At 62.7% G+C, this 15,336-nt stretch carries 15 protein-coding genes and 1 pseudogene; 8 read left to right on the top strand and 8 right to left on the bottom strand.

Features of this window, described 5'->3' with window-relative positions:
* Nucleotides 1-128: 128 nt before the first annotated feature.
* Entirely contained in the window at nucleotides 129-2,180 is a 2,052-nt protein-coding gene (gene parE / locus X760_RS59425; RefSeq protein ID WP_023720134.1) for a DNA topoisomerase IV subunit B, read from the top strand.
* Between the two features lie 176 nt (nucleotides 2,181-2,356).
* Here the strand turns inward: parE and X760_RS59430 are convergent, their stop codons facing one another.
* On the bottom strand, nucleotides 2,357-3,478 hold the full coding sequence (locus X760_RS59430; RefSeq protein WP_023720135.1) for a DUF2336 domain-containing protein: 1,122 nt from the start codon (nucleotides 3,476-3,478) through the stop codon (nucleotides 2,357-2,359).
* A gap of 152 nt (nucleotides 3,479-3,630) precedes the next feature.
* Between X760_RS59430 and X760_RS59435 the strand changes: the two genes are divergently transcribed.
* Both X760_RS59435 and X760_RS59440 read left to right on the top strand, forming a co-directional pair.
* Complete coding sequence (locus tag X760_RS59435; RefSeq protein ID WP_023720136.1) at nucleotides 3,631-4,080, top strand: MaoC family dehydratase; 450 nt, start codon at nucleotides 3,631-3,633, stop codon at nucleotides 4,078-4,080.
* A gap of 3 nt (nucleotides 4,081-4,083) precedes the next feature.
* Entirely contained in the window at nucleotides 4,084-4,965 is an 882-nt protein-coding gene (locus X760_RS59440) for a CoA ester lyase (RefSeq protein ID WP_023720137.1), read from the top strand.
* Between the two features lie 21 nt (nucleotides 4,966-4,986).
* Here X760_RS59440 and X760_RS59445 read toward each other — a convergent pair whose 3' ends face one another.
* Nucleotides 4,987-5,571, bottom strand: coding sequence for a nitroreductase (locus X760_RS59445; protein ID WP_023720138.1), 585 nt, complete (start codon nucleotides 5,569-5,571; stop codon nucleotides 4,987-4,989).
* Between the two features lie 156 nt (nucleotides 5,572-5,727).
* Between X760_RS59445 and X760_RS59450 the strand changes: the two genes are divergently transcribed.
* Nucleotides 5,728-6,693 (top strand): hypothetical protein, encoded by a 966-nt coding sequence (locus tag X760_RS59450; protein WP_023720140.1) that lies wholly within the window; start codon nucleotides 5,728-5,730, stop codon nucleotides 6,691-6,693.
* A gap of 12 nt (nucleotides 6,694-6,705) precedes the next feature.
* Here X760_RS59450 and X760_RS59455 read toward each other — a convergent pair whose 3' ends face one another.
* The 5 genes from X760_RS59455 to X760_RS76430 form a co-directional block, all read right to left on the bottom strand.
* Nucleotides 6,706-7,644: a GNAT family N-acetyltransferase gene (locus tag X760_RS59455; protein WP_023720141.1), complete on the bottom strand. Its 939-nt coding sequence runs from the start codon at nucleotides 7,642-7,644 to the stop codon at nucleotides 6,706-6,708.
* A gap of 84 nt (nucleotides 7,645-7,728) precedes the next feature.
* Nucleotides 7,729-9,702, bottom strand: coding sequence for a threonine--tRNA ligase (gene thrS, locus X760_RS59460; protein WP_023720142.1), 1,974 nt, complete (start codon nucleotides 9,700-9,702; stop codon nucleotides 7,729-7,731).
* A 168-nt stretch (nucleotides 9,703-9,870) separates the two neighbouring features.
* A complete protein-coding gene (gene blaOXA, locus X760_RS59465; protein WP_023720143.1) occupies nucleotides 9,871-10,686 on the bottom strand; it encodes a class D beta-lactamase in 816 nt (271 codons plus the stop codon).
* Nucleotides 10,687-10,832: 146 nt separating this feature from the next.
* On the bottom strand, nucleotides 10,833-11,207 hold the full coding sequence (gene yidD / locus X760_RS59470) for a membrane protein insertion efficiency factor YidD (RefSeq protein ID WP_031194332.1): 375 nt from the start codon (nucleotides 11,205-11,207) through the stop codon (nucleotides 10,833-10,835).
* Between the two features lie 79 nt (nucleotides 11,208-11,286).
* Complete coding sequence (locus X760_RS76430) at nucleotides 11,287-11,454, bottom strand: hypothetical protein (protein ID WP_198030511.1); 168 nt, start codon at nucleotides 11,452-11,454, stop codon at nucleotides 11,287-11,289.
* Between the two features lie 92 nt (nucleotides 11,455-11,546).
* On the opposite strand from X760_RS76430, the gene X760_RS59475 reads away from it, so the two are divergent.
* A complete protein-coding gene (locus tag X760_RS59475) occupies nucleotides 11,547-12,461 on the top strand; it encodes a LysR substrate-binding domain-containing protein (RefSeq protein ID WP_023720145.1) in 915 nt (304 codons plus the stop codon).
* Here X760_RS59475 and X760_RS59480 read toward each other — a convergent pair.
* Nucleotides 12,458-12,904, bottom strand: a complete 447-nt coding sequence (locus X760_RS59480; protein WP_023720146.1) for an iron-sulfur cluster assembly scaffold protein — start codon at nucleotides 12,902-12,904, stop codon at nucleotides 12,458-12,460. The genes X760_RS59475 and X760_RS59480 overlap by 4 nt on opposite strands.
* Before the next feature lie 240 nt (nucleotides 12,905-13,144).
* Here X760_RS59480 and folE point away from each other — a divergent pair.
* The 3 genes and pseudogenes from folE to X760_RS59495 all read left to right on the top strand — a co-directional run bounded on the left by folE (nucleotide 13,145) and on the right by X760_RS59495 (nucleotide 15,334).
* Nucleotides 13,145-13,797 (top strand): annotated as a pseudogene (gene folE / locus X760_RS59485) (GTP cyclohydrolase I FolE).
* Between the two features lie 10 nt (nucleotides 13,798-13,807).
* Nucleotides 13,808-14,278 carry a phosphoribosyl-AMP cyclohydrolase gene (gene hisI, locus X760_RS59490; RefSeq protein ID WP_023720147.1) on the top strand — a complete coding sequence of 157 codons (471 nt, stop codon included), beginning with the start codon at nucleotides 13,808-13,810 and terminating at the stop codon, nucleotides 14,276-14,278.
* An 84-nt stretch (nucleotides 14,279-14,362) separates the two neighbouring features.
* Nucleotides 14,363-15,334, top strand: a complete 972-nt coding sequence (locus tag X760_RS59495) for a patatin family protein (RefSeq protein ID WP_023720148.1) — start codon at nucleotides 14,363-14,365, stop codon at nucleotides 15,332-15,334.
* Nucleotides 15,335-15,336: the final 2 nt, after the last annotated feature.

The following is a 15,336-nucleotide window of genomic DNA, read 5'->3' on the forward strand; positions in this document are numbered from 1 at the left end:
GCTTGGTTGTCGAATGGTTTTGCAGTAAGAGGCTCTATCCTCGAACGTAACAGGAACCTCCGTCGCCTGCCCGCAAAAAGCGTGGCAGTATCGGGTGGTGATTCGCAGCATCGGAATCCAGGACCAGCATGGACGACAGCAACGATCTTTTCGGCAATTTGGGCAAGCAGCCGCAACCGGCTCGCGCCGCCGCGCGCCCGGCCGACCCGCTGGTGCAGGCGACGAAGCGGCCGGCGCCCCGTGACGCCAGCGAGAGCTATAGTGCCGCCGATATCGAGGTGCTGGAGGGGCTGGAGCCGGTGCGCCGCCGCCCGGGCATGTACATTGGCGGCACCGACGACAAGGCGATGCACCATCTGTTCGCCGAGGTCATCGACAATTCGATGGACGAGGCGGTCGCCGGCCATGCTACCTTCATCGATGTCGAGCTTTCCGCCGACGGATACCTGTCTGTAACCGACAACGGCCGCGGCATTCCGGTCGATCCGCACCCGAAATTCAAGAAGCCGGCGCTCGAACTCATCATGACCACGCTGCATTCAGGCGGCAAGTTCGACAGCAAGGTCTACGAGACCTCGGGAGGCCTGCACGGTGTCGGCGTTTCCGTGGTCAACGCGCTGTCCGACCATCTCGAGGTCGAGGTTGCGATTGGGCGCAAGCTCTATCGCCAGCGCTTCTCGCGAGGCGTTCCGGTGACCGGCCTGGAGCAGCTCGGCGAGGTGCACAACCGGCGCGGCACGAAGATCCGCTTCCATCCAGACGAGCAGATTTTCGGCAAGGGTGCTGCGTTCGAGCCGGCGCGGCTCTACCGCATGGCGCGGTCAAAAGCCTATCTGTTCGGCGGTGTCGAAATCCGCTGGACCTGCGATCCCTCGCTGATCAAGGAAAAGGACACGACGCCGGCCAAGGCAGAATTCCATTTTCCGGGCGGCCTCAAGGACTATCTGAAAGCCTCGCTCGGCGACGAATTCCAGGTGACCCGTGAAATGTTCGCCGGCAAGAGTGAGAAGCAGGGCGGTCACGGCTCGCTCGAATGGGCGGTGACCTGGTTCGGCGGCGACGGTTTTATGAATTCCTATTGCAACACCATTCCGACAGCTGAAGGCGGCACGCACGAGGCCGGCTTCCGCAACGTTCTGACGCGCGGCTTGCGCGCTTATGCCGACCTGGTCGGCAACAAGCGCGCTTCGATCGTCACATCCGAGGATGTGATGATCTCGGCGGCGGGCATGCTGTCGGTGTTCATCCGCGAACCGGAATTCGTCGGCCAGACCAAGGACAGGCTGGCGACGATCGAGGCGATCCGCATCGTCGAAAGCGCCATCCGCGACCCGTTCGACCATTGGCTGGCCGACAATCCGCAGGAAGCTTCGAAACTGCTCGAATGGGTGATCGCGCGTGCCGACGAGCGGGTGCGCCGCCGCCAGGAAAAGGAAGTGTCGCGCAAGAGCGCGGTGCGCAAGCTGCGCCTGCCCGGCAAGCTCGCCGACTGCACGCAGAATGCCGCCGCCGGTGCCGAACTTTTCATCGTCGAGGGCGATTCGGCCGGTGGCTCGGCGAAGCAGGCGCGCGACCGCGCCAGCCAGGCGGTGCTGCCCCTGCGCGGCAAGATCCTCAACGTCGCCAGCGCCGGCAACGACAAGCTGGCCGGCAACCAGCAGATATCCGACCTGATCCAGGCCTTGGGCTGCGGCACGCGCTCGAGATACCGCGACGAGGACCTGCGTTACGACCGGGTCATCATCATGACCGACGCCGACGTCGATGGTGCCCATATCGCTTCGCTGCTGATCACCTTCTTCTACCAGGAGATGCCGAGCCTGGTCCGCGGCGGCCATCTCTATCTGGCGGTGCCGCCGCTCTACTCGATCCGGCAAGGCGGCAAGGTCGCCTATGCCCGCGACGATGCGCACAAGGACGAACTTCTGCGCACCGAATTCACCGGGCGCGGCAAAGTCGAAATCGGCCGCTTCAAGGGGCTGGGCGAAATGATGGCCGCCCAGCTCAAAGAAACCACAATGGACCCGAGAAAGCGCACGCTGCTCAGGGTGGACGTCATCGACGCCGAGGCGGCGACCAAGGATGCGGTCGACGCATTGATGGGCACCAAGCCCGAGGCCCGCTTCCGCTTCATCCAGGAACGCGCGGAATTCGCCGCGACGGAAGTGCTGGATATCTGAGCGTCTTCTGCTAGGCGAGCCGCGGACGGCGGCTGTCACTGTGCGCAAGACTTTTCCGGATTTTTCGCGAAGGATGAGGCCTGGAACGGTTCAGCGTTTCACGGAAACGCCGAACCGCTCAGTTTTTTATTTTGACGCAAGTCGGAAAACCGTTTCACGCTTTTCCTGGAATTGCTTTAAGCAGCCGCGATCGCCAGCGCGTGCCCGCGTGCGTTCTCGCGCAGCGCATCGAGATGGATCGATTTGACCAGCCCGGCGAGATCGCCTTCGGCGGACTGTCCGCCCAATTCCTTCAGCATCAGCCAGCTGACTTCCTGGACGCCGGCGAGGCGCTTGCCATTGGCGACCTCACGCCAGACCTTCAGCGCGCGCAGGATGATGGCGTGGGTGGCGGCGGCAAGCCCGGCGCTGCGGAACAGTGCCTGCAACGCTATGTCATGCCCGCTGGCCAGCAGCGCCCTCACCCGTTGCTCGGGCTGCTGGCTGAGCGCGACCAGCGCCGAACCAAAGAAGTCGACCTTGCCGTGCGCGATGGTGCGGATGACGAAGCTTGCGGTCAGGTCGCCGCGCAGGCGCAGATGTTCGACAAGTGCGGTATGTTCCTCCGCCCGCGTGCCTTCGATCAGTGTCACCGAAGCCTTGACGCAAGCATCGCGCGTGATGCGCTCGGCCCTGGCGGCGCCCATCAGCGCGAGCACCAATGGCGACCCCTTGAGCATCTCCCCCAGCTTGACCAGCAGCATATGCCGGCAGTCGGCGGGCAGCCGGATGTCGGCGATCAGCGCCTCGCGCACCAGAGGCAGATGGCCGTGACGCTCGGCCATGCGGCGAAAGCTGACGGATGCGATGTCGGCGCCGCTATTGGCGAGCAGCGTGGTGCAGGCTTCCGGCTCACCGACCTCGGCGATCGCTGCCGCAACCGACATCGAGACGCGCGGCCGGTCGGCGATCACCTTCTGCGTCGCTTTCTGGCCGCCGGCAACCCGATCAATCAGGTCGGAATCGGTAAGCAGCGGCGAGCGCGCCAGTACCAAAGCGGCCACCTCGGGCTGGTCCGAAGCCAGCGCGCTGACGATCTGCGGCGGCGCATGATGGCTCAGGGAAAGCGCGTCGGCGATCGCCAGCCGCACCTTTGACGATGCGTCATCGAGCAGCAACGTCAGCGCCGCCTCGGCAGCGCAGCGGTCCTCGAAAGGCAGGTCCGAATCGACATAGGCGCGAGCGAGCGCGCTTGCCGCCGCAGCACGCTCCGACACCTTTGCCGTGTGGATCCATTTCAGGAAATGCGAAACGACCATGTCGCCTGCTTACGCCCTTTGCCAGAGCGCTTCTGGCGCCTGTCGGGACCGTAGGCACAAATGGTTTACGAACGGTTCACCATGTTCGTTAACTGGCTTGCGAGCCCGGTATGCAACGCCTATCAACCCTTAAGCAGTGGAGGAGACAGACCATGGCCGGCCTTTACCTTGAGGAGTTCGTTGTCGGCCATGTGTTCAAGCACACGCTGCGCAAGACCGTGACCGAAAGCGACAACATGCTGTTTTCGGTGATGACGCTGAACCCGCAACCGCTGCACATCGATTTCGACTTCGCCGCCAAGAGCGAATGGGGCAAGCCCCTGGTCAATTCGCTGTTCACGCTTGGCCTGATGATCGGCATCTCGGTCAACGACATCACCGTCGGCACCACCATCGCTAATCTCGGCATGAAGGAGACGGTGTTTCCGCACCCCGTCTTCCATGGCGACACCATTCGCGTCGAGACCACTGTCATCTCGGTGCGCGATTCCAGGTCGAAGCCGGACCGCGGCGTCGTCGAGTTCGAGCATCGCGCCTATAACCAAAACGACGTCCTAGTTGCCAAATGCACGAGGCAAGCGATGATGATGAAGAAGGCATAACCGATGCGTTCACTGCTCTTCGTTCCCGGCGATTCGGAAAAGAAGCTGGAAAAGGGCTTTGGCGTGGGCGCCGACGTGGTCATCGTCGATCTCGAGGATTCGATTGCCGCGCAGAACAAAGGTCTGGCGCGCGACACAGCGGCGCATTTCATCTCCGAGCACAGGCACCGAACCAGCTCCGCGATCTATGTGCGCGTCAACGATCTTTCGACCGGACTGACCGACGACGATCTGGCGGCGCTCGTGCCAGTGAAGCCCGACGGCATCATGCTGCCTAAGTCGAACAGCGGACTGGATGTCCAGCATCTCTCGGCCAAGCTCAGGGTGCACGAAGCTGAAAGCGGCCTGCCGGATGGCGCGATAAAAATCCTGCCGATCATCACAGAAACGGCCGCCGGCGTTCTGGCCGCCGCGACCTACGCCAAGGCAAGCGCGCGGCTTGTCGGCGTCACCTGGGGGGCGGAAGATTTGTCGGCGGCAATCGGCGCGCGCGCGACGCGCGACGCGAATGGCCGCTACACGGATGTGTTCCGCCTCGCCCGCACCATGACCCTGCTTGCCGCGAGTGCCGCGGAAGTCGCGGCGATCGACACGGTCTTTCCGGATTTTCGCGACATGGCCGGCTTCGAGGCCGAATGCGCCCAGGCCGAGCGCGACGGCTTCACCGGCAAGATGGCGATCCATCCGGCGCAGGTGCCCGTCATCAACGCCGCCTTCACGCCTTCGGCGCAAGCGGTGAAAAATTCGCTGGCGATCGTCGAGGCATTCAAGGCGGCGGGAAACCCCGGCGTCGTCGGCATCGACGGCAAGATGTACGACCGGCCGCATCTCAAGCTCGCCGAGCGGCTCCTGGGCCGAGCCAGGGCAGCGGGGCTTGACGCTTAGGGTCTGGTTCCGGGTCGAAAATTATCCCACCCACGGCCCCGAATAGTCGGCGTAGAGCTTTGCCGGATCGGGCCGTGGCCGCTCCGGCGCTGGCCCCTGATAGGAGCCGATATGGACAAAACCGACGACCCGCTCATGCGGCGCCAGACCGAGGATCGCCCTGCCCTCTGGCACGTCGGAATACCAGTTGCTGATCATGTTGGTACCGTAGCCCAGCGCATTGGCGGCAAGCAGCAGGTTCATCGCAGCCATGCCGCCGGACAAGAACATCTCCCATTGCGGGATCTTTGGATTTTCCCTGGGGATCGAGATCACGCCGATGACCAGAGGCGCCCGCGAAAAGCGTGCCAATTCCTGGTTGCGGCGGCCTTCCGGCAACGGCCCTTCGCGCTGTTCGGCAAGTGCTGCCAACTCCTTGCCGATCTCGACGCGAGCCTGGCCGCGATAGAGGATGAAACGCCAGGGCTCCAGCCGGCCATGATCCGGCACCCGCGAGGCGGCGGCGATCATGGTCGCGATCTCCGCATCGCCCGGTGCCGGCTCTTTCAAATCCGGGATCGGCGCGGAATTTCGGGTCAGCAGAAAATCGATGATCGGCGACGCCATGGGCGCAAGTCTCCTGGAATTTGAGCTGAAGCGCGCCATCGGGATATCGGGCGGCTCGGGCATTGGCGCGACGCGCCGGACAAAGAGCCCTCTAGCAGAAGCCGACCGGACTCTTAAGCCTTGAAATTGCCACCGCATTGGGCTTCAACGCAAGGCATGTTTGAGGGGACATTGCGTCTTTTCCTGATATGGCTCGCTGCCGCACTGTTGATGGTGCCGGTTTCGCTTGCCGCCGCCCAGAATGTAGACGGCCTCAGTGATCTGAAACTTCCCGGAATTTCGGGCTATGCGCCTCCGAAAAGCGAGACATCGCTGGCATTGGGCAGCAGCGGGGCGATCACGCTGTCGGCGCAATTGACCGACAAGGGTGCCGACATCACGCGCGGCATCGTCTGGCGCGTCTTCAAGCCCGAATCGGCCAGCGACGGCAAGCTGCCGATGGTCGCCTCCGCTCATGGCGGCACCGCCGTATTCCAGCTCGAGCCGGGTTCCTATCTGGTCCATGCCTCCTACGGGCGGGCCGGCGCCACCAAGCGCATCACCGTCGGCAAGGAAGCCAAGCGTGAGAGCCTCGTGCTCGATGCCGGCGGCCTCAAGCTTGATGCCGTGCTGTCGGGAGGGGTGCGCATACCGCCGAAGAAGCTGCGCTTCTCGATTTATGAGAGCCACGCCGCGGCCGATGGCGATCGCGCGCTGATCATACCCGATGTCGAGCCGAACAGCGTCGTGCGGCTCAATGCCGGCACCTACCACGTTGTTTCGACCTATGGCGCTGTGAACGCGGTCATCCGCTCCGACATCCGCGTCGAGGCCGGCAAGCTGACCGAAGCGACGGTCGAGCATCGTGCCGCCGAGATGACCATGAAGCTGGTGCGCGAGCCGGGCGGCGAGGCGATCGCCGACACCTCCTGGTCGCTGCTGAACGAGTCCGGCGACCCGATCAAGGAGACCGTCGGCGCCTTTGCCTCGATGGTGCTGGCCGAGGGCGACTACACCATCATCGCCAAAAACCGCGACCGCATCTACCAGAAGGATTTTACGGTGGTGGCCGGACACAATCAGGACATCGAAGTCCTGGCAACCGAAGCTTCGGCCATCGATTCCGAGGAAGGCGCCGACTAAGCCGCGCCCCCTCTAGGCTGCTTTGCGCATGCGTCGCGCCAGCAACGGCACGCGGCCAGTCGTCTCGGCCGGCGCCAGATCGAAGACGCCGCGCTGAAGGCGGTCGAGCAAGGCCTTGCGGTCTCGCAGCGGCTCCAGTTCGTCCCACCCCAGCACGTCGCCGACGCGCACGTCGATCGATTTGCCGGAGAGCCGCGCAAATTCACGGATGAGCAGCGATGTGCGCAGTGTCAGCGAGGCCTTGCCGACGAATTTCGCCACACGCCCGTCGCGTTCGGCCATGTTCATCGGTCCGCTGACCAGATGGAACAGCCGGCCGTTCTGGCCCGAAAAATGCAATGGGATGACCGACGCCTTTGCGTCCTGAACGAGACGGGCCGGAAACACCTTCCACGGCAGATCGCGTGCCCGGCCAAACCCCTTCGGCGCGGTGGCGACACCTCCCGCCGGAAAGACGACGATGGTGACGCCCTCCTTGAGCAGCCGCACCGCTTCATGGCGGACCGCCATGTTGTTCTTCAGCGCGTCCTTGGTCTCGGAAAAGTCGATCGGCAGCGAATAGGGCTCCATCTCGCGGATCTTGAGCAGATCCCTGTGGATCATGACGCGGAACGGTCGGCCGAGCTGCTCCGCCAGCGACAGCACGGCAATACCGTCGCCGATGCCGAACGGATGGTTGGCAACAATCACCAGCGGCGTGTCGGGCAGGTTTGCCGGCGGCCATTGACCGGCGGTCCGCACCCGGACGTCGATCAGCTCCAGCATGCGGCCGAACACGCGCTCGCCGTTCGGCACCACTTGCCGGCGCCAGAAATCATAGAGTGCGGCGAAGCGATCACGTCCCGACAGGCCTTCGACCGAGTGGATGAACCAGCGCGTCAGCGCCGGCTGATGCGGACCGGCATAGGAGAGCTCGGGAAACGGTCTTTCGCGCATCTTCAGCTTGAGCATGGGGCTCGCTACACAATTGGCGTGACAAGCATATGAAAATGGCGGTGGAGCGATCCACCGCCATTTCGTTGCTAATTGGCCGGCTCAGGCCGCGCGGCGCTTGCGGTCGGGTGTCACCGCCTCGTCGGAAAGCAGTTTCACGGCGGCCGCGAGGCCAAGCGATTCCTGGTCGCGCGACCCGAGACGGCGGACATTGACCGTTTCTTCCTCAGCCTCACGCTTGCCGCAAACGACGATGACCGGCACCTTGGCAAGGCTGTGCTCGCGGACCTTGTAGTTGATCTTCTCGTTGCGCAGGTCGGTTTCGGCGATCAGCCCGGCCGCCTTCAGCTGCGCAACGACTTTTCGCGCGTAATCGTCGGCATCGGAAGTGATCGTCGCCACCACCACCTGCAGCGGCGCGAACCAGAGCGGGAAATGGCCGGAATAATTCTCGATCAGGATGCCGAGAAAACGCTCCATCGAACCGCAGATGGCGCGATGCACCATCACCGGCTGCTTCTTTTCCGAATCGGAGCCGATGTAGAAGGCGCCGAACCGTTCCGGCAGGTTGAAGTCGACCTGCGTGGTGCCGCATTGCCAGTCGCGGCCGATGGCGTCCTTCAGCACATATTCGAACTTCGGCCCGTAGAACGTGCCCTCGCCCGGATTTACGCCCGTCTTGATCCGGTTGCCCGACCGCGCCGCGATCTTGTCGAGCACGTCCTGCAGCACGCCCTCGGCGTGATCCCACATCGCGTCGGTGCCGACCCGTTTTTCGGGGCGGGTCGCCAGCTTGACCGTGATTTCGTCGAAGCCGAAATCGGCATAGGTCGACAGGATCAGGTCGTTGATCTTGATGCACTCGTCGGCGAGCTGTTCCTCGGTGCAGAAGATGTGGGCATCGTCCTGGGTAAAGCCGCGCACCCGCATCAGCCCGTGCAGTGCGCCGGACGGCTCATAGCGATGCACATTGCCGAATTCCGCAAGTTTTACCGGCAGATCGCGGTAGGACTTCAGCCCATGTTTGAAGATTTGGACGTGGCCGGGGCAGTTCATCGGCTTCAGCGCAAACACCCGGTCGTCGTCGGTGTCGTCGCCGGCGACCGTCACCTTGAACATGTTGTCCCGGTACCAGCCCCAGTGGCCTGAGGTCTCCCACAGGCTCTTGTCGAGCACCTGCGGCGCGTTGACCTCCTGGTAGCCCTGCTCGTCCAGGCGGCGGCGCATGTAATTGACCAGGTTCTGGAACATCCTCCAGCCCTTGGCGTGCCAGAACACGACCCCGGGGCCCTCCTCCTGGAAATGGAACAGGTCCATCTCACGGCCGAGCTTCCTGTGGTCGCGCTTCTCGGCTTCCTCCAGCATCGTCTGATAGGCTTCGAGCTGCGCCTGGTCGGCCCAGGCCGTGCCGTAGATGCGCGTCAGCATCGGGTTGTTGCTATCGCCGCGCCAATAGGCGCCGGCGACCTTCATCAGCTTGAAGGCGTTGCCGATCTGGCCGGTCGAGGCCATGTGCGGACCGCGGCAAAGGTCGAACCAGTCGCCCTGCGCATAGATCTTGAGATCCTGATCCTCGGCGATGGCGTCGATCAGCTCGAGCTTGTAGCGCTCGCCCTTGTCGGCAAAGATCCTTTTCGCCTTTTCACGCGACCACACCTCTTTGGTGAACGGCTTGTTGCGCGCAATGATCTCGCGCATCTTCTTCTCGATCACCGGGAAATCGTCGGGCGTGAACGGCTCGTTGCGGGCGAAGTCGTAGTAGAATCCGTTCTCGATCACCGGCCCGATGGTCACCTGCGTTCCCGGCCAAAGTTCCTGCACGGCTTCGGCCAGCACGTGCGCGGCATCATGGCGGATGAGCTCCAGCGCACGCGGATCCTCGCGGGTGATGATTTCGAGCTTGCCTGATTTGCCGATCGGGTCGGAAAGGTCGCGCAACGTGCCGTCGATGCTGTAGGCAACGGCCTTCTTGGCCAGCGACTTCGAGATCGATTCCGCCAGGCCGGCGCCGGTCATCGCCGCGTCGTAGTCGCGGACGGAGCCATCGGGAAATGTCAGGGAAACGGAATTCAGCATTAAATTCTCCTATCCAGTCCCGCAAACGAGCGCGGGTGGTAAAATGCACGTCGCCCAAAACTGCGTAGCGATTTTGGGGTTGCGACTTACATCAAGTAAGAGCCGGATGCATCCGGCGGCGAGCGGTCTTTTATGGGCAGTTTTCGGCGCCGTAAAGCCGGATTTAGGTCACCCGAGGAGATTCGACAGCTCTTTCAGGAACATCGCCCGCGTCTTGAGCCCCTTCGGCGTGTCGGAACGTTTCGTATCGACTACGAGGCGGGCAAAGACGATCTTGCGAGCATGCTTCTGCGCCCAGCCAACAAACCAGCCAAGCGAGCGCTTGTCGGCATCGTCGCCAAGCCTGGTCGTCCCGGTCTTGCCCTGCACCGTCCAGCCGCCCGCCCGGAAGGTCGGGACAATCGCATTGGTCATCGCATGGGCCTTGTCCGAGACCGGCAGATTCCGCGCCAGCAGCTTGCGCAGGAAATCGACCTGCTCGACCGGCGATATCTCGAGCGAAGAATTCACCCAGGAATGGGTGAGGCCGTCATTCTTGCCGGAATTGCCGGAGACGTCGGTGTTGCCATAGTCCAATCTGGACACATAGCCGGCAAACTGTTTGCTGCCGAGCCGGCGCGTGATCTCGCGTGAGAACCAAAGGACCGAATCCCTTTCCCAGATCGTCGGGTCGACGGTCTTGCGGTCCCGTTTCGGCGCGTTGAACTCCGCTTTGTACTCCCAATTCGGTGTATGCTCGTCGCCCAGGATTCCGGCGTCATAGCCGATCAGCGCCAGCGGAATCTTGAATGTCGAGGCGGGGCTGACGCGCTGATCGCAAACCCCTTGCCGGTACAGCGTCTCGCCGCTCGCGGCGTCGACGATCAGCGTGCATTCGACGTCCCCGAGCGGGGCCGATTGCGCACGGATCGGAAAACCCAACAGCCACGCCAGGACATAGAGAACCACGGCGAAAACGAAGGGAAGACGATCTATCCGGCGCATTTGGCAATCTCTCCTGAAGGGTATCAGGAGCGGCTTAGCGAGGCGTCTTGTCTCGATTTTGTCTTAAATGCGCTATGTCCGCGCAAGCTGCGGTTAACCCTACCAGATCGTAAACAGCGGTGCGGTTGTGTAACGAACAGTTGCGGTCAACTGTCTAGGTCGCCACGTTTTTTCCCGATCCGCCAGTACCGCCACGGCGCAAACCAGACATAGCGCTCAGCCAGGGTTTCGGGCACGCGGTCGATGCCATGCGTCCCTAACGGCCCGCAGCGCAGCACGCGAAAGAATCCCATCCAGCCGCCGGCCCATAGTCCATGCCGGGCGATCGCTTCGTGCGCGTATTCGGAACAGGTCGGCAGATGCCGGCAGGAATTGCCCACAAAGCCTGACAGCGTCAGCTGGTAGAGCCGGACGAGCGACGTGCCGAAGACGCGGCCCGGCGTCTTGCGCCACGGGCCGGGCCAGTTGCGTCCTTGTCGAATCGGCCTGGCGCCGTGCGCATGCCGATGTTGGCCGACCACCACAGTCTCCGCGTCGCGTTTCCCTTCAGGATAGATGTGCGCATCGGGCCGGGAACGCAATGCCGTTCCGGCAATCCCGTCACTGCCTCGAACGGCGAACCGGGTACCGGTCGGGCGTCGGCTTCCGACATGCGGCGACGCTGGTCGGCGGCCTCCCCTCGCACCAGTCGCCATGCGGTTTCTCGTCATGCCATTGAAATGTCGCGATCCGCACGACATCGCCCAGGATGTTGAGAAACTGGATCATGGCAGCACTCCTTTGAGCACCGATTAGAGCGCCGCTGGCCTTGCTCTTCAAACGAGTATAACGTCGACGTCAGATAACTCTGAGTTATACGAATGAAGCGCGGACGCCTCCCCCTGACGGCTCTTAGAAGCTTCGAAGCAGCCGGTCGTCACCTGAGCTTCAGCCGTGCGGCCGAGGAGCTTTATGTTTCGCAGGCGGCGATCAGCCGCCAGATCCGCGAGCTCGAAACATTCCTGCGCCAACCTTTGTTCTTCCGCCATCATCGCCGCGTCGAATTGACCGACACCGGCCGGCGGCTGCTCGACCAGTTGGTCAGAAGTTTCGGGGGCATCGACAGGCTGCTTTCGGAATTGACGGCGGCCCCGACGCAGTCCGTGGTCCGTGTCAGCGTCGAGCCGTCGCTTGCATCCGTATGGCTGGTGCCGCGGCTCAACCGATTTCGCCAGTTGCGACCCGATATCGACGTTTCCCTTGAGGTCGACCCGAGGTTGATAGAGTTCCGCAGCGATCAGCCTGAACTTGCTCTACGCTTCAGTGCGCACGCCACTTCATGGCCACGCAGCGAAGCCGAACAGCTTGCCTCGGTCGTCGATTCACCGGTTCTGTCGCCGGCGCTTCTTGCGTCCGGGCCAGCTCTGGAAAAACCGATCGACCTTGGTCGCTATACATTGCTGCACGAAGAAAACCGTCAGGCTTGGACGCGCTGGTTCGAAGCGGCCGGCGTGACCCCTGAAGCCGTGCCTGCGCGTGGACCGATGCTGGCGGATGCCTCGCTCTCGAAGCAGGCAGCCTTGCTTGGACATGGTGTCGCACTGGGCGATCTTTTGCAGATCGGCGAAGAACTTGCGTCCGGCGCGCTGGTCAAGCCTTTCGACATCGACGTTGCGTCCGGCGCCTATTGGCTGGTGGCCAGAAGACTAAACGACCTTTCCGAGCCGGCCAGGGCTTTTGCCGACTGGGTCCGGGCGGAATTCGCCGAAAGCCGGCGTTTTCTTGCCGAGGTTTAGGCCGCCTGTTCCGCCCGCTTCTTCTCGATTTGGCCGATCGCGTCGACCACTGCGTCGAAGGTCAGCATGGTCGAGGCGTGGCGCGCCTTGTAATCGCGCACCGGTTCCAGGTATTTCAGGTCGGCGAAGCGGCCTTCGGGCGGCGGGCCATTTTCCTTCAGCATTTTTAGCATCGTCTCGCGCACGCTGCGCAGTTCTTCCGCGCTGGCGCCGACGACATGCTGCGCCATGATCGAAGACGACGCCTGGCCAAGCGCACAGGCCTTCACGTCATGCGCGAAATCGCTGACGACGCCGTCATCCATCTTCAGATCGACGGTCACTGTCGAGCCGCACAGCTTGGAATGTGCTCGTGCGGTTGCGTCGGGCCGGTCGAGCCGACCGATCCGTGCGATATTTCCGGCAAAACCCAGAATTTTCGCATTGTAGACATCGTCGATCATATTTTTCCAATCCGTCGCCGCCCAGCGAACAGCGATTGCCGCTCTGGCGTCTTCCTTTCGCTCGGCACGAACATATATAATGGTCGTAGTCGGGTATCGACAAGGCGACCGCAAGTCTCGTCCTGCCCAAATCTGTTCACGCCACTTACGGGCTGGAAACCGGGCGAGTTTCTAACACCCGAAAGGTCGTGGTCCGTTCAACTCGTTCCTCCTGAGAGAGGAACTACGGGAGACGCCTTTATGGACGCCGTTATCAAGAAACTCATGCCGCAGTCGGCCTATATGGAAAAGCCGGTCACCGACCGGCCGAGTGAGGCCGAAGTCGAAGCCGCGGTGCGCACCTTGTTGCGCTGGACCGGCGACAATCCTGAGCGCGAGGGCCTGATCGACNTTCAGACGTGTGCTCTTCCGATCTGTTCAACGGCTACGATATGTGCCCGGCCGAGGAGCTTGGCCGCACCTTCGAGGAAGTCGCCGGCTATGACGACCTCGTCATAGTCAAGGACATCACGTTCCACTCGCATTGCGAGCATCACATGGTGCCGATCATCGGCAAGGCGCATGTCGGCTATCTGCCTGACGGCAAGGTTGTCGGCCTGTCCAAGATCGCCCGCGTCGTCGACATCTTTGCCCACCGCCTGCAGACCCAGGAAGCGATGACCGCGCAGATTGCCGGCGTCATCCAGGACGTGCTCAATCCGCGCGGCGTCGCCGTCATGCTCGAGGCCGAGCATATGTGCATGGCCATGCGCGGCATCCGCAAACAGGGCTCCACCACGCTGACCTCGACCTTCACCGGCGTCTTCAAGGATACACCTGAAGAGCAGGTCCGCTTCGTCACCATGGTGCGCGGCGGCGGAACTGATCAGACCCGCGCCGCCTTCGCTAAATAGGGACCGGCGAATGTCGGCATTGGAATTCCCGAAAGCTCCATCTGACAAGAAGGTACTCGAGGAAGGCACCGTCCTTTCACCGCGCTTCGATGCCGGCGGCCTCGTCACTGTCGTCGTCACCGATGCCGAAGACGGCATGCTGCTGATGGTCGCGCATATGAATGCCAAGGCGCTGGCGCTGACACTCGAGACCGGCATCGCGCACTACTGGTCGCGTTCGCGCGACGCGCTGTGGAAGAAGGGCGAAACCTCGGGCAATGTCCAGCAGGTCGTCGAGATGCTCACGGATTGTGACCAGGACGCGATATGGTTGCGCGTCAAAGTGCTGGGTCACGAAGCAACTTGTCACACCGGCCGACGTTCATGCTTTTATCGGACGGTGGGGCTGAGCGATGGCAAAGGGACGCTTGCCAACGACGGCAGCAAGCCGCTGTTCGATGCGGAAAAAACGTATCGAAAGCCCAAAACACCATCAGTATGAACCATTCGCAGCACTTCAGCCACGTATATTCATGATTTCGATACGGCCCGCCTGTAGGATGACCGTGGGACAAGGGAGACTGTGATGCTCGACTGGGCGTCATTGCGCAACAGACCTGACGTTCGGGAGGCCAATGGCCTCTCCTCGGCCGCAGGCGCATCCGAAACCAAATCTCCAGGTAAAACAGGGATCTCGCTGGCATTGGGCGGCGGCTGCGCGCGCGGCTGGGCGCATATCGGCGTGCTGCGCGCGCTTGACGAAGCCGGCATCGAAGTGTCGATGATCGCCGGCACCTCGATCGGCGCGCTGGTCGGCGGCTGCTATGTTGCCGGCAAACTTGACGAGCTGGAAGAATTCGCGCGCAGCCTGACCAGGCGGCGCATTTTTGGCCTGCTCGACCTCAATCTACGCGGCAGCGGCCTGTTCGGTGGCATGAAGCTCGACGCACGGCTGCGCGAGCACATAGCCGGCATCCGCTTCGAGGACCTGCCAAAACCGTTCGTCTGCGTCGCTGCCGAAATCCGCACCGGCCATGAAATCTGGCTGTCGAGCGGCTCGTTGAGTACTGCCATGCGCGCCTCCTACGCGCTGCCCGGCGTGTTCGAGCCGGTCGCCTGCAACGGGCGCGTGCTGGTCGACGGCGCACTGGTCAATCCGGTGCCGGTCTCAGTCTGCCGAGCCTACGAGCAGCCGCTCGTGGTTGCGGTGAACCTTCACTACGATCTGTTCGGCCGCGCCGCAGTGATCAAGCACAGCGCAGGCGAACTGATCGTCGAGGGAGACGCGCCAAGGGGTGGCCACGCCGATCCCGAACGTCAGTCGCGCGAGACGCGGCTCGGCATCACCGGCGTCATGGTCGAAGCCTTCAACATCATCCAGGACCGCATTTCGCGCGCCAGGCTGGCCGGCGACCCGCCGGACATGTCGCTGCAGCCGAAGCTCAGCCATATCGGCCTGACCGAATTCCACCGCGCCGACGAAGCGATCCGTATCGGCTACCAGGCAACGATGGCACAAATCGGCGAACTGACCCGACTGCAGACCGTCCTCGCTTAGGC

The organism is Mesorhizobium sp. LSHC420B00, from assembly GCF_000503055.1.
Taxonomy (GTDB): domain Bacteria; phylum Pseudomonadota; class Alphaproteobacteria; order Rhizobiales; family Rhizobiaceae; genus Mesorhizobium.